Origin of the sequence: Pseudomonas sp. R84, assembly GCF_009834515.1 — a bacterium.
Taxonomy (GTDB): Bacteria; Pseudomonadota; Gammaproteobacteria; order Pseudomonadales; family Pseudomonadaceae; genus Aquipseudomonas.
On record NZ_CP019426.1, the window covers coordinates 4968705 to 4987608 of the forward strand.

Genomic DNA, 18904 nt, shown 5'->3' on the forward strand with positions numbered 1-18904 from the left:
CTCCCAGAGGGAGAGGGGGCCGACCGCGGTGTCTTACGTCAGACATCGACCTGAAAGACCGAGTCGATTATGGATGTATAGCTACGGTATACACCTCAATTATGGATTCACCGCTGAGCGTTCAGGTCGGCGTACTTCTACAGCATCCCCCAATCAGTCCCCTCTCCCCCTGGGAGAGGGCTAGGGTGAGGGTAGTTCCAGCGCCATGAGCCGCCCTTGAATAAACCGCCGCTCCGGCTCTTGCCGCGTAAGCTCCAACGCCCGCAAATACGCCGCCCTCGCCTCTTCCACCCTACCCAACTGCCGACAAAACTCCGCCCGCGCCGAATGCGCCAAGTGGTAATCCTGCAACTCCCCTCGCGCCAAAACCCCCTCAATCAGATTCAACCCCGCCAACGCCCCATCACGCTTGGCCACCGCCACCGCCCGGTTCAACTCGATCACCGGCGAAGGCACCGCGCGCAACAGCACGTCATACAAACCAACGATCTGCTCCCAATCCGTCTCCCCCGCCGACGGTGCCTCGGCATGCACCGCGGCAATCGCCGCTTGCAGACAATAAGGCCCAAACCGTCGCTTGGTCAGCGCACGCTCGACCAGCGCACACCCTTCGGCAATCAACCCGGCATCCCACAAAGCACGATCCTGATCATCCAGCAGCACCAGTTCACCACTCGGCGAAGTGCGCGCCGAGCGTCGCGATTCGTGCAACAGCATCATCGCCAACAGCCCCATCACTTCCGGCTCCGGCAACAACTCCATCAACAACCGCCCCAATCTGATCGCCTCGCGAGTCAAATCCTCACGGGTCACCTCCGCCCCGCCCGACGCCGAATAGCCTTCGTTGAACACCAGATAAATCACCCGCAACACACTGTCGAGGCGTTCGGGCAATTCGCTCAGGCTCGGTACTTGATAGGGGATTTTTGCGTCACGGATCTTGGCTTTAGCGCGCACGATACGCTGGGCAATCGCCGCCGGCGCGGAGAGAAAGGCGCGGGCGATTTCCTCGGTGGTGAGGTCGCAGACTTCACGCAAGGTTAGCGGCACTTGCGCGTCAGCCGCCAGCGCCGGGTGACAACAGGTGAAGATCAGCCGCAGACGATCGTCTTCCACGTCTTCGCCACTCCAGTCGGCCTGTTCCAGTTCTTCCAGCTGCGCCAACAACAAGGGCTGCGAAGCCTTGAACCGCGCGCGGCGGCGCAACACATCAATCGCCTTGAACCGCCCGGTCGAGACCAGCCAGGTGCGCGGATTGTCCGGCACGCCGTCGCGTTGCCAGCGCTCGACCGCGACGAAGAACGCCTCATGCAAGGCCTCTTCGGCGAGGTCGAAATCACCGAGCAGACGAATCAGCGTCGCCAGAATCCGCCGCGAGTCTTCGCGATAGACCTGCTCGACCCGCGCCCGAACCTCAGACATTCAACTGCCGCACCGGGCGCACTTCAACGCTGCCAACCCGCGCGGCCGGAATGTTGCCGGCGACCTGAAGCGCTTCGTTGAGATCCTTGGCGTCGATCAGGTAGAAGCCGGCCAGTTGCTCCTTGGTTTCGGCAAACGGGCCGTCGGTGATCGACAGTTTGCCGTTGCGCATCCTGACGGTCGTGGCGGTCTGCACCGACTCCAGTGCCTCGGCGGCAACCATCCGGCCGCTGCCCTGAATCGACTCGGCATAAGCCCAGCACTCGGCGTCTTCCGGGCTGTCGGGCGATGAATGCAGCAGGCGCTCATCGCTGTAGACCAAGCATAAATACTTCATGGCGTTCTCCTGAAACGGACGGATCAACTATGGCTGAAGATCAGGGAGTCACATCGAACAGGGTCGCGCCGCTCATCGGATCGAACGGCGCCGACCAGTGTTCGTGGACGATTTTCCAGGCCCCGCCGACCTGCCGATAGCAGGCGGTGACGCGCATCCAGCAGCTTTGGGTTTCGCCTTTGTCGTTGGTGCCGCCGCAGTTGGCGACCCAGTGGGCGAAGGCGATGTTATCGGCGCTTTCGATGACGATTTCCTGGAATTCGAAGACGTGCGGGCCGGGGCACATTTCCATACACGCGACCCAGTGCGCGCGGTACGCCGGTTTGCCTTTGAATTGCAGAGCCTTGATCGCGTCGAAGGAGACGATGTCGTCGGCGTACAACGCCATGACTTTCTCCACGTCCTTGGTCATGACGGCTTCGCGGTAGGTGTTGATCAGGGTCTGGATTTCAGCTTGTGCGCACATGGTGTTCTCCGTGGTTTTTGTTGTGAAGACACCCTTAGTCGTCCGGCGATCAGGCAGATCGACAGAGCAAACAAAAAAATTCTACAGAAGACAAAATCGCTAGAATCCGCGACTTACCTTGTAGGAAAAAGGAAATTCCCGTGTCAGCCCAACTCGTGCCGTACGACAGCCTGAACGCCCTGCAGCGTGAGCAAGTCGAGGCGATTGAAATCCATGCCGAACAGATCAAGTTCTCCGGCGACATTCATGGTGCCTTGCACACCCTGCTGTCGAAACCCGGCCCGGGCGTGAAGGGTTTTGCGTTGTTGGCAGACGACGTGCCGGTGGCGTTTCTGCTGCTCAAACGCCCGCCAGTGTTGCCGGCCTGGGCCGATGAGCACAGCGCCACCTTGCATGCATTGCAGGTTGATCACCGGGCACAGGGCAAAGGTTTCGGCAAGGCTTGTCTGCAAGCGCTGCCCGAGGTTGCGCGTCAGGCGTGGCCGGAGATCAAAGGGCTGGAATTGTCGGTGGACGCTGACAATGATGCGGCGATCGCGCTGTACGCCAAGCACGGCTACGTCGACAGCGGTGAAGCGTACAAGGGCCGGATCGGTTACGAACGGCGCATGGGCCTGGTTTTCTAAGTCATCGAGGGATGCACGATGATCGATTCAATCGAAGCGCTGGAAGCGATTTACGGACTGCCCCACGAGCGGGCGGTGCGCAAGCAGATCGGTTTTCTCAACGAGGATTATCAGGCGATGGTGCGGGTTTCGCCGCTGGTGATTGTCAGCTCGGTGGGCGCCGATGGCCTCGACAATTCACCGCGCGGCGACAAGGCCGGGTTTGTGCGGATTATTGATGAGCGCACCTTGGCCCTGCCGGATCGCCCGGGCAACAACCGCATCGATACCTTGCGCAATGTGCTGCAGGATTCGCGGGTGTCGCTGCTGTTCATCATTCCGGGAATTGGCGAGACGTTGCGGGTCAATGGCACGGCGACGATCAGCGCAGATCCGCAACTGCTGGAAAGCTTTGCGGTGAATGGCAAACCGGCGAAAACGGTGTTGCTGGTGACGGTGGAGGCGGCGTTTTTTCATTGCTCAAAAGCCTTCGTCCGCTCGGATGCATGGAATCCTGAAACGCATCTGCCACGCTCGGCCCTGCCCTCTGCCGGCGCCTTCCACAAGCGCCTGAACGATGGCCAGTTCGATGCCGACACCTATGACCGTGAAGCCCCAAAACGGGTCACCGACACTCTCTACTGACACAACGCGGTCCATTGTAGGAGTGAGCCTGCTCGCGATAGCGGTGTGACAGTTAAATTAATGTTGACTGACACTCCGCTATCGCGAGCAGGCTCACTCCTACAGGTTTTGATCAGTGTTGGGTTATAGGGTCAGGATCATCTCGTGCCACGCCATGCCGCCGTGATCGGACTCCGACGGCTTGATATAGGCAAAGCCAAACCCGGCATACAGCGGGATGTGTATTTCTTTGCACATCAAATGAATCGTCGCTTTATCCATCCCGCGCATACGCTCGATGAACTCGCCCATCAAACGCTTGGCCAAGCCCTGCCCCTGATAATCCGGGTGCACCACCACCGACATGATCACCACGTTCGGCCCTTTCGGGTCATGGCCGATCAGTTCCTTGAACGCCTCGTCCGACATCTGCACGTCGAACGCCGCACCGGAATTGACGAAACCAGCGACCACGCCATCCACCTCCGCGACGATAAAACCTTCCGGCCAAGTAGCAATGCGCGTAGCGATCTTCTCGCGAGTGGCCGCTTCGTCACCTTCATAGGCGACGGTTTCGATGGCGTAGCAGCGGTCCAGATCGGCGGCGGTGACGTTGCGGATGACGGTGTTCATGGCGGCTCGGAAATCAGCAGAAGAAAGTGCCGAAAGCATAAAGGAATAAGGTCTGCATATCGATGCGCACGGGCAGCGTAAAGCCTGCGTATAAGCGCTTTTCTTCGTGCAGGCGGCGGGCTATTTCTGAGGTGTGTCTTTGACTACCTTCGGGGGAAACCGCTTATGAACAGCGTTGAAATCGGCCTGTCGCTGGTGTTGGGCATCAGTACGTTCGGCTTTATCACCTTGGGCATCGACCTGTTGCGGGCGCGACGGTTCGGCAAAGGCAAGCGGGGTTGAAAACCATGAGGCGGATCACTGATCCGCCGCAGGTTTGTCGGCTCAGGCCTTGGTATCGACCGGCACGCAGATTTCCAGCTTACCGGTGTTCAACTTCGGATTGAAATCCGCGCTGTAGCGCTCCAGCTCCGGGGCGTTGAGCTCCACGTAATGAGAGGTCGGCAACCAGGTCTTGTAGATGTATTGCAGGGTTTGCGGCAGCTGATCGAGTGGCCCTTTGTGTTCAAACACCGCGTACTGCCGGGGCAGCACTTCGACCCACTGGTAGACTTTCTGGTCGAGGTCATCGAGCTTGCTGATTTCCACTCCGGCGATGTAATCGAAGCCGCCCTTGCCGTCGAAATTGCTGCAGACGCCGTAAGTCACTTCGTTCTTTTGCCCCTGAATCTTTCCCAGGTGCGGCAAGAACTTTTCCCACAGTGCCGGGATGTCTTTTGCTGTGGTTTGGGTAAATCGACCGCGAAAGCCTGCAATCAGCAGAAAGTGTCCATGTTCGAAGCGAGGTTCAGCCACTTCGACGCGTGTTTGCTCATCCATGACTCGACTCCTGGAACAAAAAAGGGATTCGGCTGGGAGTATAGAAAGCCAAACTCAATTCGCACGCTTACAGCGTGTGCAACTGCTCGACGGCGCCCGAACCGACAAACTCGTTATAGCCGGATACGATCACGTAAACTGCGAAATAGCAGAAGATCGCTGCAGATGCCAAGTAGGAATAGCGCAATAGCTTGTCGCCCAGCAGCTTGCCACCGTGGCTCGCGGCGAAGCATAAACCTGCCGACCAAAGCAGCCCGGCGCAGAGGAAACCGCCAAGGAACAGCGCCGAACTCAAAGGGCCGCCGCCACCGGAACGCGCGATCAAGGTGCCGCCGACCGCTGCAAACCAGAGAATCGCGCTTGGCGATGACATCGCGAGAAAAATCCCCCGGAAGAACTCCTTGCGATGGGAGTTCTGCCCTACCTCGGCGGTCGCGGCCAGTTGCGCTTCGTGATGAATCGCCGAGTAGATCATCTTCGCCGCAAAGTAGATCAGCAGCGCCGAACCACCGATCCACAGCACCCAGCGCACGCTTTCGTACTGCAGCAAAACCGTCATCCCGGCCAGCGCCAGCACCGCGTAGATCAGGTCGCCGACGCAAGTGCCGAGGCCCAGCGCAAAGCCCTGAAAGTAACCGCGCTGCATCGCCAGCGTGATCATTGCGATGTTGGCCACGCCGATATCCAGGCACAGCGAAAGGCTCAGCAAGAAGCCGCTGGTGAATTCCATCTACCGATTTCCTTGGGACAAAATTGTTTACAAACGGGCTGGACAGTATGCCATCACTGACCTTATCTTCCGCCACAGGTCACCGCAGTGACCAGCGTCGCTCGGACGGTTCCGGGCGCTTACGTTATCCGAGGCAACAATGGCTGAACAAGGTTCGCCGCGCCGCTTTGCGCGCATAGATCGACTCCCCCCTTACGTTTTCAACATCACCGCCGAGCTGAAGATGGCCGCGCGTCGTCGTGGTGAAGACATCATCGACTTGAGCATGGGCAACCCCGACGGGGCTACGCCGCCGCACATTGTCGAAAAACTCGTACAAGTTGCCCAACGCGAAGACACCCACGGCTACTCCACATCCAAGGGCATTCCGCGCCTGCGCCGGGCGATTTCCAACTGGTACAAGCAGCGCTACGAGGTCGATATCGACCCGGAAAGCGAAGCCATTGTCACCATCGGTTCCAAGGAGGGCCTGGCGCACTTGATGCTGGCGACCCTCGATCAGGGCGACACCGTGCTGGTGCCAAACCCGAGCTACCCGATTCACATCTACGGTGCGGTGATTGCCGGCGCCCAGGTGCGTTCGGTGCCGCTGGTGCCGGGCGTGGACTTCTTCGACGAACTGGAACGGGCCATTCGCGGTTCGATTCCGAAGCCGAAAATGATGATCCTCGGTTTCCCGTCGAACCCGACTGCACAGTGTGTGGAACTGGATTTCTTCGAACGGGTGATCGCCCTCGCCAAGCAGTACGACGTGCTGGTGATTCACGATCTGGCATACGCCGACATCGTCTACGACGGCTGGAAAGCGCCATCGATCATGCAGGTGCCGGGCGCCAAGGACATCGCGGTGGAGTTTTTCACCCTGTCGAAGAGCTACAACATGGCCGGCTGGCGCATCGGTTTCATGGTCGGTAATCCGGAACTGGTCAACGCCCTCGCACGGATCAAGAGCTACCACGACTACGGCACCTTCACCCCGCTGCAAGTGGCGGCGATTGCCGCCCTGGAAGGTGATCAGCAGTGTGTGCGCGACATCGCCGAGCAGTATCGTCAGCGTCGTAATGTGCTGGTCAAAGGTCTGCATGAACTGGGCTGGATGGTCGAAAATCCGAAGGCGTCGATGTATGTCTGGGCGAAGATTCCCGAGCAGTACGCGCATTTGGGTTCGCTGGAATTCGCCAAGAAGCTGCTCGCCGAGGCCAAGGTGTGCGTCTCGCCGGGAGTGGGGTTTGGTGAGTACGGCGACGATCACGTGCGCTTCGCGCTGATCGAAAACCAGGACCGGATTCGTCAGGCGGTGCGCGGGATTCGCGGGATGTTCCGGGCCGATGGATTAGTCGCAAAAACTGGCGGCTAACGCAAAACCTGTAGGAGTGAGCCTGCTCGCGATAGCGGTGTGTCAGTCACCGTAAATGGCACTGACACACCGCTATCGCGAGCAGGCTCACTCCTACAAGGGAATGTGTCCGGCCTCGAAATTTCACCCACAAAAAAACCGCATCGCTGCGGTTTTTTTGTGTCTGCAAGAAGCGCTTACACGAACAGCGACAACAGCAGGATAAAGCCCAACGCAACCACCGAGAGGATGGTTTCCATCGCCGTCCAGGTCTTGAACGTCTCGGCCACGGTCATGTTGAAGTACTGCTTCACCAGCCAGAAACCGGCGTCATTCACGTGCGACAGAATCAACGAACCGGCACCGGTAGCCAGTACCAGCAGCTCACGGTTAACGCCCGGAATCATCCCCACCACCGGCACCACAATGCCCGCGCCAGTGATGGTCGCCACAGTCGCCGAACCGGTCGCGATACGGATCACCGCTGCCACCAGCCACGCCAGCAGGATCGGCGAGATCTGTGCGCTGACCGCCATGTGGCCGATCACATCGCCCACACCGCTGGTCACCAGCATCTGCTTGAAGCCACCACCAGCACCGATGATCAGAATGATCGCGGCGGTTGGCGCCAGGCTCGCGTCGAGCCACTTGAGCATCTGCTGGGAACCGATGCCCTGCTTGTGGCCGAAGGTGTACAGCGACAGCAGCAATGCCAGCAGCAGCGCCGAGATCGGGTGACCGATCATGTCCATCCAGGTGCGGAAGAAGTGACCGTCCGGCAGCGCGACGTCAGCGAAGGTTTTCAGCAGCATCAGGAACACTGGCAGCAGCACGGTGATCAGGGTGATGCTGAAGCTCGGCAGCGTGGTCGAGTCGTCATTTTCGCGGGCTAGTTGATCGACCAGTTCCTGATTCGGGTGACCCGGAATGTGCTTGGCGATGAACGTACCGAAGATCGGGCCGGCAATGATGGCGGTCGGCAGCGCAACGATCAGACCATAAAGAATGGTCTTGCCGATGTCAGCGCCGAACACACCGATGGCCAGCAGCGGACCCGGGTGCGGTGGCACCAGACCGTGCACAGCGGACAGGCCGGCGAGCAGCGGGATACCGATCTTGATGATCGACACACCGGTGCGACGCGCAACGATGAACACCAGCGGAATCAGCAATACGAAGCCGATTTCGAAGAACAGCGGAATGCCCACCAGGAACGCGGCGAACATCATTGCCCACTGGACTTTGTCTTTACCGAACGCACGGATCAGGGTCTGGGCGATCTGATCCGCCCCGCCCGACTCGGCCATCATTTTGCCGAGCATGGTGCCCAGCGCGAGGATGATGCCGACGAAACCGAGCACGCCACCGAAGCCGTCCTGGAACGCTTTGATGATGGTGCCGATCGGCATGCCCGACGTCAGGCCGAGGAACGCGGCGGCGATGGTCAGGGAAATGAACGGGTGAATCTTGAATTTGGTGATCAGGATAATCAGGCCGATTACCGTGACCACTGCATCGAGCAGCAGGAACGTCTCATGGGACATGCCAAACATTGGGGGTGTCTCCTGGATTGTTGTTGTTATTAAAGCGGGTTAAACAGAAGTCGGGAGGACAGCGCTATCTCTTTCAACACACTCATACCGCCTGCTTCAGACCGTGGGCCTGCCACCAGACATGAGCCTGGGACGCCAGTTCTTCAACGCTGTGGATCGAAGCGTTCAGGGCCAGGGTCAACGGCTCGCCCTTCGGCGATTCGAGGGTGGCGAACTGGCTTTCGATCAACGTGGCCGGCATGAAGTGGCCCGGACGATGGGACACACGCTCAGCGGCAACTTCAGGGGTCAATTCAAGAAACACGAAGCCCAGGCCCGGCAAGGCACTGCGCAACACTTCGCGATAACTGTGTTTAAGGGCCGAGCAGGTCAGCACCGGGCGTTTGCCCGACGCATCGACGCGACGCAGTTCATCGCACAGGCTGTCGAGCCAGCCGGCGCGGTCGTCGTCGTTCAGGGGGATCCCCGCGCTCATCTTGTCGATGTTCGCGGCCGGATGGAAAGTATCGCCTTCAATGGCAGTGGCGCCGCTCAATTGGCACAGGGCCTCGCTGACGCACGTCTTGCCGCAACCGGCAACGCCCATGATGACCAGGGCGGTGATGGGATGACTCATATAACACCTCAGCGCGCAGACAGCGCTACCTTTGCTAGCTATGACTCTAGTGCACAGGCAGAAGTTGCCGACGCCTTCTTGTCGTTTTTTTGGGTTGCAGCAGGTTTGTTCCCGACACCAAAAAGCGAAGATCAGGCAGGACCTCGCTTACGCATTTACAGCTGCATCAGGACAGCGCTACCTTAGTGCCTTGATTTTTGTTTGGCAAGCCGTCGATGACCACCCCTAAAAACGATAAAAATACCCGCACCACCGGCCGTCCCACCCTGAATGAAGTTGCCCGCCTGGCCGGTGTCAGCCCGATTACCGCCTCCCGCGCCTTGCGTGGGGTCAGCACGGTCGCCACCGAACTGGTGGAAAAAGTGCAGAAAGCAGCCAGTGAACTCAACTACGTAGTGAACCCTGCTGCCCGCGCGTTGGCCTCGGCGCAGAGCCATTCGGTTGTGGTTCTGGTGCCTTCGTTATCCAACTTGCTGTTCATCGATACGCTGGAAGCCATTCATCGGGTGCTCACGCCCAAAGGCTTTGAAGTGCTGATCGGCAACTTCCACTACTCGCGCGATGAAGAAGAAAACCTGCTGCGCAACTACATGGCTTATCAGCCGCGCGGTTTCTTGTTGACCGGGTTTGATCGCACGGAAAGTTCGCGGCGGATGATCGAGGCGAGCAATATCCCGTGCGTGTACATGATGGAACTGGACAGCGCCGCCGGGGTAAATTGCGTCGGCTTCTCGCAGCTCAGTGCCGGTGAAACGGCGGCCGAGCATTTGCTCTCTCGTGGGCGCAAGCGTCTGGCTTACATTGGCGCGCAGCTTGATCAGCGCACGTTGTTGCGCGGTGAAGGTTTCCGCAAAGCACTGCAGAAGGCCGGCCGTTATGACCCGGATCTGGAAGTGCTGACGCCTCGCTCTTCATCGGTGGGCTTGGGCGGCGAGTTGTTTTTGCAGTTGCTGGCGGCGCATCCGGATGTTGATGCGATCTTCTTTGGTAACGACGACCTGGCGCAGGGAGCGTTGCTGGAAGCATTGCGCAGCGGCATCAAGATTCCCGAACAAGTGGCGATTCTCGGTTTCAACGACTTGCCGATGTCCGAGCACATGGTGCCGCGCCTGAGCAGCATCAACACCCCGCGAGAAGCGATTGGTCGGCGAGCGGCAGAGCAGATGCTGACGTTGATGGCCGGTAACAGCGTGGCGCGCCCGGTTGAAGACATGGGCTTCGAACTGAAGATTCGCGAAAGTACCTGAAACTGTCGCAATCCCCTGTAGGAGCTGTCGAAGGCTGCGATCTTTTGATTTTGCTCTTGAAAACAAGATCAAAAGATCGCAGCCTTCGGCAGCTCCTACAGTTTTATGTGGTGCTCACAAATGCTGAGTTGAAACACAACCCTTGTAGGAGTGAGCCTGCTCGCGATAGCGGTGTGTCAGGCGATGCATGTGTTGAATGACACTCCGCTATCGCGAGCAGGCTCACTCCTACAGGGGATCTGCGCAATGTTCAGTGGCTGAGCAGGTCGACGAGGGCCAGTGCGCCTTTCTGTAGTGGCTGGCTTTTGAGCCACACCGCATGCACCGGCATCACCAGACCGTTTTCGATGTTGCGGAAATTCAGCCGTTTCAGCCGTCCGTTGTCCAACCGTGCCTGCACCACCGACAACGGAAAATTACCCCAACCCAATCCCGCCTCAACCATCTCCATCGCCGTCTCAAGACTGTCGGTGCGCCAATACGACTCCGCCACCAACGGCCGCGTTTCACTGATCGGCAAGTCGCGACTGGCAACGATGATCTGCCGCACATGCACCAGGTCTTCGAGAAACACATCCTGCCCCTGCAACAGCGGACTGTCCGCCGCCAGCGTCGCGATCATCCGTTCGCTGCCGACAAACTGAAAGCGCTCCAGCACATTCATGCTCAACCCGGCGAACGCCAGACACACGCTGACGCGGCCGCTGTGCAGCATTGCCAGCACGTCATCCTGCGGCGCAGTCAGCACTTCGATATCGAGCAATGGATGGCGCTCGGCGATCACTTTGATCGCCGCCAGCAAACGACCTCGGTCGATGTCCGCAACCACGCCAATCGACAATTTGCTCTCCAGCCCAAGCGACAGCTCCACGGCATGCACTTGCAACTGTTTAAGCTGCTCGGCAATCAGCCGCGCGTGCGGCACCAGTGACAGCGCCATCGCCGTGGGCTGCGGTTCGCGATGGCTGCGGTCGAACAGCAGATAACCGAGTTCGGCCTCGAGGTTGCCAATACCCATACTGACGGCGGAGGGCACCCGACCTAATGCACGCGCCGCCGCCGAAAACGAGCCACGCTCGATCACGGCAAGAAACAGCTCGATGCTGTCGCTGTTGAAATTCACATCAAACACCTATCAATAGAACTGAAAGTAGCTGACTTTTTCTGTCAGCCCTATTGAAGCTATCTTTCGCCGCCTTCGCCAGTCCCACTGGCCAACAAACGGCAAGAAAGAGGCAAATCCCCCATGCAAGGCGTTAAACGCAAACTGGTCTATGTGTCGCTCTACGAAGTGATCGGCATGACCTTCTCCGCCCTCGGTCTGGCGTTGTTGTCCGGCACGTCGCCGGGCAGCACCGGGCCGCTGGCGGTGATCATCACCACCATCGCCGTCACCTGGAACTTCATTTACACCTCGCTGTTCGAGCACTGGGAAAGTCGCCAGCAATCGCGCACCCGCACAGTCAAACGACGCATTGCGCACGCCGTCGGTTTTCAACTGACGTTGATCGTGTTCCTGATTCCGTTGATTGCCTGGTGGATGAACATCAGCCTGGTGCAGGCGTTTCTGCTGGATCTGGCGTTGATCATTTTCATTCCGTGCTACACGTTTGCCTTCAACTGGCTATTCGACAGGATCTTCGGGCTGCCAGCCTCGGCGCTACCGAATTCGGAGGCTGCGGCATAAATCGTTAATTCGTAAGCAGATATTGCTAGAAATCAGCGGATTAGCCGATTAATCAACGATATTCACAATACGTTAACTCCGATAGCAGGCTAAGCTTTTCCATTAATAAAAAAAAAGGATCAGCCTATGACTGCTCACGCCTCTGCCCCCGCCGCCGCGCAACGCGACGGCATCGACCCGATCCGCGCCGCTCAGGTGTCCGCCCGCATCGATCGCCTTCCGGCGGTCGCGACGATTTGGCGCTTGGTGGCGCTGCTGTCGATCGGTGGTTTTTTCGAACTCTACGACCTGTTCCAGACCGCCTACATCAGCCCCGGGCTGATTCGCGATGGCATCTTTGCCACCGGTAATCAGGGTGTGTTCGGTTTCTCCGATCAAGCGGCGTTTGCCTCGGCAACATTCCTCGGCCTGTTCCTCGGCGCCAGCCTGCTGAGCCCGTTGGCGGACCGCTTCGGTCGTCGCGCGATCTTCACCTTCGCCCTGGTCTGGTACACGGTGGCGACGGTGTTAATGGGGATTCAGAGTTCGGCACCGGGCATCATCTGCATGCGCTTTCTGGTCGGCATCGGCCTGGGCATCGAGCTAGTGACCATCGACGCCTACCTCTCGGAGCTGGTACCCAAACGCATGCGCAGTTCGGCGTTTGCCTTCGCGTTTTTCGTGCAGTTCCTCTCGGTGCCGGCGGTGGCACTGATGTCGTGGTGGCTAGTGCCGCAAGCGCCGTTCGGGGTATCTGGCTGGCGTTGGGTGGTGTTGGCCAGCGCGGTGTTTGCGCTGTTTATCTGGTGGCTGCGCAAACGTCTGCCGGAATCGCCGCGCTGGCTCGCGCAGCAAGGCCGCTTTGAGGAAGCCAACCGGATTCTCGATGGCATTGAAGCACGATGCGAGAAGGATCACGGCAAGCCACTGGACGTGCCCGAAACGGTACCGGTCGACGTCGAAGGCAAGGGCCGTTTCGCCGATATCTGGCAACCGCCCTATCGCCGTCGCGCGTTGATGTTGATCGTCTTCCACATCTTCCAGGCAATCGGTTTCTTCGGCTTCGGCAACTGGCTGCCGGCGCTGCTGTCCGGTCAGGGTGTCAGCGTTACCCACAGCTTGATGTATGCGTTCATCATCACCCTCGCCTACCCGCTCGGGCCGTTGCTGTTCGTGAAGTTCGCCAACCGCTTCGAGAACAAGTGGCAGATCGTCGGCTCAGCCCTCGGCGCAATGACCTTCGGCACCTTGTTCGCGCTACAGACCAGTGCGTTCGGGCTGATCTTCTGCGGGGTGATGATCACGTTCTGCAATGCCTGGTTGAGCTTCAGCTATCACTCGTACCAGAGCGAACTGTTTCCGACCAACATTCGCGCCCGCGCCGTCGGCTTCTGTTATTCCTTCAGTCGTTTGTCGACGGTGTTCAGCAGTTTGCTGATCGGGATGTTCCTGGATAATTTCGGCACGCCGGGAGTGTTGGCATTCATCGTCAGCAGCATGCTGATCGTGATGCTGACCATCGGCTGGTTCGGCCCGCGCACACGCAATCTGGCACTGGAGAATATTGCGCATCGCTGACGGCGCAGCGGTCATCCTCTGCCGCTTATCGGCAAGGGATGACCGCTACGAAGACCTGATCAATGATCAATCCGTTGAAATAAAAGGATTTATTCAGAAGGCACAGTAATTGCTCTGCTACGCCAGTCAGCAATTACCGACAGGTCTGCACATCATGTTGATCAGTGCCAAACAACAGCAAATCATTCACCTGCCCAAAGCGCTGAATGAAGATGCCACCACCACGGCAGCCGCCGGTCTGCAAGGTGGCCTGCACGGCGCCATGCTGCAAACCCTGCAAAACCAGACCCAGGCGCAAACCGCTGAAGCCACTGCCAAGGTGCAGGACTCGGCCACGCAGATCGCCACCCAGCAAGTCAGCGAAGCCTCGCGCATCAGCGACAACGTCGACGAAGCTTTCGCCAAAACGCGCGTGGGCCTGCAATCGACCGATGCCACCAGCGCCTCGGCAAAATCCGCCACCGACGAATTCAAGGACTACATGAGCAAGACGCCGGAACAGCGTCTGCGCGACAGTATCCTGCAGTCGATGGGGCTGACCGAAGATGACATCAAAGCCATGCCGCCGGAGAAACAACTGGCCGTCGGCAAGGAGATCGCCGAGCGTTTGCAGGACAAGATGAAGTTGGCGCAGGCTGAGAAAGACAACGATGTGAAGGACAGCGACAAGCAGGCGGACAAGTTTCTTGCTGCGCTCTGATTTCCAGGTCGCCTGAAATCAAATGTGGGAGCGAGCCCGCTCGCGAAGGCGGTGAACCAATCAACGTGGATGTTGAATGTTCCATCGCCTTCGCGAGCAGGCTCGCTCCCACAATGTTTTGGTTGATCGGCGTCAGTTCAGTTGCAGGGTTTCATTGAACTGGCTGATCGCATCCACCACATGCCGCGATCCTTGCTGGATCTCCAGAATCACCTCCCCCGCCTCATTCGCCAACTCAACCCCGATCCCGGTACGGCTCAAACTCGACTGCATGCTCGACACCGCACTCAACGACAGGTCATGGTTCTTGCGCACCACCTCGACAATTTCCAGCGTCGCCTGACTGGTCCGCGCCGCGAGGCTACGCACCTCATCCGCGACCACCGCAAAGCCACGCCCATGTTCACCGGCCCGCGCCGCTTCAATTGCAGCGTTAAGTGCCAACAAGTTGGTCTGATCGGCAATCCCGCGAATGGTCTGCACGATGGTGCCGATGATGTCCGATTGTTTGCTGACCGCATCAATACTGGACGCAGCTTCGTTGAGGTCGCGGGAAATGTCCTGAATGATCTGCACCGTTTGCTGCACGACCTGTGAGCCTTTTTGTGCGCAGGCGTCGTTTTGTACCGAGGTGCTGTGGGCCGATTCCGCAGCGTTCTGCAACGTAGTCATCTGATGGGTGATGTCGCTGGCGAATTTCACCACTTTGTACAGACGGCCCTTGGCGTCGAACAGTGGGTTGTACGACGCTTCCAGATAGACCATGTGTCCGGACTTGTTCTTGCGCTCGAAACGATGCGAGTGATATTCGCCGCGATTGAGCGAGGCCCAGAATGCCTTGTATTGCGAGGACTCGGCTTCGGCGCGATGGCAGAACAGGCTGTGATGATGGCCGACGATTTCGTTGAGCGAGTACTGCATGGTCTTGAGGAAGTTGTCGTTGGCGGTAATGACATTGCCTTCCGGGGTGAACTCGATCACCGCCATCGAGCGACCAATCGCGGCCAGCATGCTTTCTTCTTCGTGTTCCTTGTTGATCCGCGCGGTGATGTCCGCCGCCACTTTGATCACACTTCTGACTTGCTTGTCCGGGCCATATACCGGCATGTAACTGGCTTCGAGCCAGACTTCCCTGCCGGCCTTGTTCAAACGCAGGAAAGTCCCGCTGATCGGTTCACCACGGGCCAGGTCACGCCACAGCTTTGCGTATTCCTCACTGCGGTAGAACACCTCTTCACAAAACACCCGATGATGTTTACCACGCACTTCATCGGCGCTGTAGCCCATGGTCTTGCAGAAGTTTTCGTTGGCATCCAGAACAATGCCGTCAGGGGTGAACTCGATCATTGCCATCGAACGGCTGATCGCTTCCAGCTTGGCGTTGGCCTCGGTCAAGGCGCAGCTGAATCGCTCGATCTGCTGCAGGTCAGCCTTGTGATGTAGGTTGAACATGGTTGTATCACCTTCCGCGCGGACTTTTGATTTGATGAAAGTTCAGTTCTTTCAAGATCCACCACTACGTTCCACAGAACAGGCACACGCATTCCTCCACGGGAGGAAGTTGTCAGGTGATAAATGATGATCAATCGGAGAGTCCATGCAGCGACGCTCTAATCAAGACATCCTTCTCTTGATAGCCCGCAAGCGGGCCAGCCCTAACGCGTTGAAGAACTTCCATGTAAGCGACGCTCCTTGTTGGTTCAGTGTCGGTGCCTTGGGTTGCGCACTCTGGCAGCATGAATTCACGGACCAACGATGTGTTTCAGCCATGTTTTGACATGACGGTCGACATAGTTAGTTACGAGAAGCATAGCCAGTGCAAAGACCTGCGCAAGGCCATTAGTCGGCCAGTATCTGGCACTTTTTGCACAAGAAACGGTTCAGCGCGGGGAGAATCGTCGGCGAGGCGGACGCTTTCGCGAGCAGGCTCGCTCCCACCTTTGGAACGCATTCCCCCTGTGGGAGCGAGCCTGCTCGCGAAGGCAAAAGTTATAGCGCTACAAAAACGACAGAAACGACTTACAAACTTCCAGTCACCTTGGTCGCCACCTCCGCAGGCACCCAAGGCTTCCAGACCTGCGGCTGATCACGCAAAAACGCTTCCGCCACCAACCTCGGCTGCAAACGTTTTTCACTCATCCCCGCCAAAGTCTGGTTCAACAGATCAATCGGCAAATCGACTTTCTCGAAGAACGCCACCAACTCCGGATACTGCGCCTTGAACGGCGCCGATACGCCAATCGCCAGGCTCGCCGGCATCGAGCGGGTGCCTTTGGGGTTTGGGTTATTGGCATCGGCCAACGTCTTCCAGGCCTCGGCATCGAACGGCGGTTCTTCCAGTTTCACCAGTTTGAATCGCCCCAGCAGCGGCGTCGGTGACCAGTAGTAGAACAACACCGGTTTACCGCGTTTGATCGACGATGCCACCTCGGCATCCAGTGCCGCGCCGGAACCGGTGCGGAAATTCACGAAGCTGTCGTTCAGCGCATAGGCCTTGAGCTTCTGGCTGTTGACGATCTCCGAGGTCCAACCGGTCGGGCTGTTAAGGAAGCGTCCGCGAGTTGGATCTTCCGGGTCGCGGAATACGTCTTTGTAGCGCGGCAGGTCCGCCACCGATTTCAACTCCGGCGCCAACGCTTTGATGCCCCGCTCGGGGTCGCCCTTGATCACATACTCCGGCACCCACCAGCCTTCGGTTGCGCCTTTGACCGTGTCGCCCAAACCGAACACCTTGCCTTCGGCGGCCGCTTTGACCCACGCTGGACTGCGCCCGGCCCATTCTTCTCCGATCACCTGAATATCGTTTTTCGCCAGCGCGGCCTCAAGGCTGACCGTGCTGCCGGGCAAAGTGTCGGTCGAGTAGCCGTAGCCTTTTTCTACGATCAGACGCAGCACTTCGGTGATGAAACTGCCGCTTTCCCAAGTGATATCGCCGAAGTGGATCGGCGCGTTTTTTTCCGTCGCCGAAACAGCGCCGACACTCAGGCTCAACGCCAGCAACGAAGTGCCGAGCAGGGTTTTGATCGATCTCATGCGGACCTCTTGTCTTGCAGGGATTGGTTGGCGCTGTGGCGATCGCACAGCGCTTGGGAACGGTTCATGTACTCGCTGACCGACCGCTGGGAGATGCCCAGTTCGGCGGCGATTTGCGGGTAGGTCAGGCCGTCGATGCGCGCGAGTAGAAACGTCGTGCGGACTTTGTCGGGCAGGCGCTGCAAGCTGTGATCGAGGCAGTTGAGGGTTTGCGATAGCGTGACCAGGTCTTCAGGCGAGACGGCGTAATCGACATCGAGTTGCTGGCGATGACGACGCTCCAGATCACCGCGCCGCCAGCGTTGATAGAGCAGACGCTGGGCGATAGTCGTCAGCAAGGCGCGAGGTTCGCGGATGGCCCTCAGTGCCGGGGCTTCAAGCAATTGGGCGAAGGTTTCGGCGGCGATGTCTTCGCTGCCGGCCGCGTCGTGCAGATGACCGCGCAGATAAGCACAGAGCCAGCGATAGTGGGCGCGAAACAGACTGTCCACGGTGTGACGATGGGAAAGCTCGGCGCCGGACATAGGGGCTCCTTGATGAGGGGTCGCTGAATGTCCGGTGTTCCGGTGGCGCGATCGTAGCAAGGCGCCTTATTCTTTAAAAATACTTATATTTCATTTTTATATTCTATTCTGAAATATAAAAACAAAAGATCGCAGCCTTCGGCAGCTCCTACACTGATCCCCTGTAGGAGCTGCCGGAGGCTGCGATCTTTAGCGCAAGCGGCCATAGCCAAGTTCTTCAGCCTCGCGCTGATAATCGAGCAGGATTTGATAATCGCGCTCACTGGCCGCAATCACCTCAGGCAATCCCAAGGTCTGTGCGACATCAGGGAGTTCGCGCAAGGTTTCATTCATTACCTGTCGGAGCTGCTCGATCTGCTCATCCGTAGCGCTACCTACCGTAATGAACGGCAAGGTCGGACTCCACGCACTGCGCGCTATCACCCGCAAGGCACTGACTTCTTCCGGCGCATGTTGCGCCAGATAGGCGCAGGTGACGCTGTCGATGGCAGCAAGATCGGCGCGGTTTTCGCGCAACCAGCGCAGGCTCTCGCGATGGCCGCCGCTGATGCCGACCGAGGCAAAGAATTGTCCGTCCTGATTCAGTGGCGCCAAGCGCTGACGCAGCAGGTTCATGCCACTGTTGGAGTCCTCACTGTTGATCACCCCGCGCCTGTCGCGGAACTCCGCCAAGGTTTTGCGTGGGTCATGAACCCGGTTAAGGATCAGGCTGCAATGATTGCCAGCGCTGGCGTCGGGCAGTTCGTAGCGTGGGCGGCCGACGATGCGCACTTGTCCGCGCAATGCAGTCATCAGCGGGTAACCGCAGGTCTGCGTGAGCAGCAGATCGGGGGATAACCAGAGTTCTCGCAGTGACAGGCCTTCAGCACTCAGGCGAGTGTGGCCAAGTTGCTCGAGAATGCGCGCAATCCAGCGCTCATTCGCCGCGCGGATTGGCTCGGGGGCGATGTACATCAGGAGTTCGGCGTGGTGTTGGGTCATACATTTTTCCCGGTAAACACAAATCCAATGTAGG

20 protein-coding genes are annotated in these 18904 nt (G+C 58.5%); 7 read left to right on the forward strand and 13 right to left on the reverse strand.

Translation table 11 applies throughout. The features are described from left to right. Positions 1-180: 180 nt before the first annotated feature. The 3 genes from PspR84_RS22010 to PspR84_RS22020 are packed head-to-tail and all read right to left on the reverse strand — an operon-like array spanning position 181 to position 2225. On the reverse strand, positions 181-1422 hold the full coding sequence (locus PspR84_RS22010) for an RNA polymerase sigma factor (RefSeq protein WP_160059126.1): 1242 nt from the start codon (positions 1420-1422) through the stop codon (positions 181-183). Next, positions 1415-1759: a YciI family protein gene (locus tag PspR84_RS22015; RefSeq protein WP_077574226.1), complete on the reverse strand. Its 345-nt coding sequence runs from the start codon at positions 1757-1759 to the stop codon at positions 1415-1417. The genes PspR84_RS22010 and PspR84_RS22015 overlap by 8 nt, the downstream gene beginning before the upstream one ends. Before the next feature lie 40 nt (positions 1760-1799). Then, a complete protein-coding gene (locus PspR84_RS22020) occupies positions 1800-2225 on the reverse strand; it encodes a nuclear transport factor 2 family protein (protein WP_160059127.1) in 426 nt (141 codons plus the stop codon). Between the two features lie 140 nt (positions 2226-2365). Here PspR84_RS22020 and PspR84_RS22025 point away from each other — a divergent pair, with 140 nt between their 5' ends. Both PspR84_RS22025 and PspR84_RS22030 read left to right on the forward strand, forming a co-directional pair. After that, the gene (locus PspR84_RS22025) at positions 2366-2851 is read left to right on the forward strand and encodes a GNAT family N-acetyltransferase (protein WP_160059128.1); all 486 of its coding nucleotides are present in this window, start codon (positions 2366-2368) and stop codon (positions 2849-2851) included. Positions 2852-2869: 18 nt separating this feature from the next. Continuing rightward, positions 2870-3475 (forward strand): pyridoxamine 5'-phosphate oxidase family protein, encoded by a 606-nt coding sequence (locus tag PspR84_RS22030; RefSeq protein ID WP_160059129.1) that lies wholly within the window; start codon positions 2870-2872, stop codon positions 3473-3475. 123 nt (positions 3476-3598) lie between these two features. Here PspR84_RS22030 and PspR84_RS22035 read toward each other — a convergent pair whose 3' ends face one another. The 3 genes from PspR84_RS22035 to PspR84_RS22045 all read right to left on the reverse strand — a co-directional run bounded on the left by PspR84_RS22035 (position 3599) and on the right by PspR84_RS22045 (position 5636). Further along, positions 3599-4087 carry a GNAT family N-acetyltransferase gene (locus PspR84_RS22035; protein WP_160059130.1) on the reverse strand — a complete coding sequence of 163 codons (489 nt, stop codon included), beginning with the start codon at positions 4085-4087 and terminating at the stop codon, positions 3599-3601. 324 nt (positions 4088-4411) lie between these two features. Then, positions 4412-4906: a GyrI-like domain-containing protein gene (locus tag PspR84_RS22040; protein ID WP_160059131.1), complete on the reverse strand. Its 495-nt coding sequence runs from the start codon at positions 4904-4906 to the stop codon at positions 4412-4414. 67 nt (positions 4907-4973) lie between these two features. Further along, positions 4974-5636, reverse strand: coding sequence for a LysE family transporter (locus PspR84_RS22045; RefSeq protein ID WP_160059132.1), 663 nt, complete (start codon positions 5634-5636; stop codon positions 4974-4976). Positions 5637-5775: 139 nt separating this feature from the next. Here PspR84_RS22045 and alaC point away from each other — a divergent pair, with 139 nt between their 5' ends. Then, positions 5776-6993, forward strand: coding sequence for an alanine transaminase (gene alaC / locus PspR84_RS22050; RefSeq protein ID WP_077574233.1), 1218 nt, complete (start codon positions 5776-5778; stop codon positions 6991-6993). A 176-nt stretch (positions 6994-7169) separates the two neighbouring features. On the opposite strand, the gene PspR84_RS22055 is transcribed toward alaC, so the two are convergent. Continuing rightward, complete coding sequence (locus PspR84_RS22055) at positions 7170-8525, reverse strand: GntP family permease (protein WP_008082018.1); 1356 nt, start codon at positions 8523-8525, stop codon at positions 7170-7172. Positions 8526-8607: 82 nt separating this feature from the next. Then, a complete protein-coding gene (locus PspR84_RS22060) occupies positions 8608-9141 on the reverse strand; it encodes a gluconokinase (RefSeq protein WP_160059133.1) in 534 nt (177 codons plus the stop codon). Between the two features lie 215 nt (positions 9142-9356). Here PspR84_RS22060 and PspR84_RS22065 point away from each other — a divergent pair, with 215 nt between their 5' ends. After that, a complete protein-coding gene (locus PspR84_RS22065; protein WP_160059134.1) occupies positions 9357-10388 on the forward strand; it encodes a LacI family DNA-binding transcriptional regulator in 1032 nt (343 codons plus the stop codon). Positions 10389-10638: 250 nt separating this feature from the next. On the opposite strand, the gene PspR84_RS22070 is transcribed toward PspR84_RS22065, so the two are convergent. Then, on the reverse strand, positions 10639-11511 hold the full coding sequence (locus tag PspR84_RS22070) for a LysR family transcriptional regulator (RefSeq protein ID WP_160059135.1): 873 nt from the start codon (positions 11509-11511) through the stop codon (positions 10639-10641). Positions 11512-11634: 123 nt separating this feature from the next. On the opposite strand from PspR84_RS22070, the gene PspR84_RS22075 reads away from it, so the two are divergent. From PspR84_RS22075 to PspR84_RS22085, 3 genes are all read left to right on the forward strand, one after another. Then, a complete protein-coding gene (locus PspR84_RS22075; protein WP_160059136.1) occupies positions 11635-12075 on the forward strand; it encodes a PACE efflux transporter in 441 nt (146 codons plus the stop codon). Positions 12076-12201: 126 nt separating this feature from the next. Further along, positions 12202-13632, forward strand: coding sequence for an MFS transporter (locus tag PspR84_RS22080; RefSeq protein WP_160059137.1), 1431 nt, complete (start codon positions 12202-12204; stop codon positions 13630-13632). A gap of 154 nt (positions 13633-13786) precedes the next feature. Beyond that, positions 13787-14332 (forward strand): hypothetical protein, encoded by a 546-nt coding sequence (locus PspR84_RS22085; protein WP_160060129.1) that lies wholly within the window; start codon positions 13787-13789, stop codon positions 14330-14332. Positions 14333-14464: 132 nt separating this feature from the next. Here PspR84_RS22085 and PspR84_RS22090 read toward each other — a convergent pair whose 3' ends face one another. From PspR84_RS22090 to PspR84_RS22105, 4 genes are all read right to left on the reverse strand, one after another. After that, positions 14465-15784, reverse strand: coding sequence for a PAS domain-containing methyl-accepting chemotaxis protein (locus PspR84_RS22090; protein WP_160059138.1), 1320 nt, complete (start codon positions 15782-15784; stop codon positions 14465-14467). 567 nt (positions 15785-16351) lie between these two features. Continuing rightward, on the reverse strand, positions 16352-17365 hold the full coding sequence (locus PspR84_RS22095; RefSeq protein WP_160059139.1) for an ABC transporter substrate-binding protein: 1014 nt from the start codon (positions 17363-17365) through the stop codon (positions 16352-16354). Beyond that, positions 17362-17889, reverse strand: coding sequence for a sigma-70 family RNA polymerase sigma factor (locus PspR84_RS22100; RefSeq protein WP_160059140.1), 528 nt, complete (start codon positions 17887-17889; stop codon positions 17362-17364). Before PspR84_RS22100 ends, PspR84_RS22095 begins: the two co-directional genes overlap by 4 nt. A gap of 189 nt (positions 17890-18078) precedes the next feature. Next, positions 18079-18870 (reverse strand): PhnD/SsuA/transferrin family substrate-binding protein, encoded by a 792-nt coding sequence (locus tag PspR84_RS22105; RefSeq protein WP_160059141.1) that lies wholly within the window; start codon positions 18868-18870, stop codon positions 18079-18081. Positions 18871-18904 lie beyond the last annotated feature (34 nt).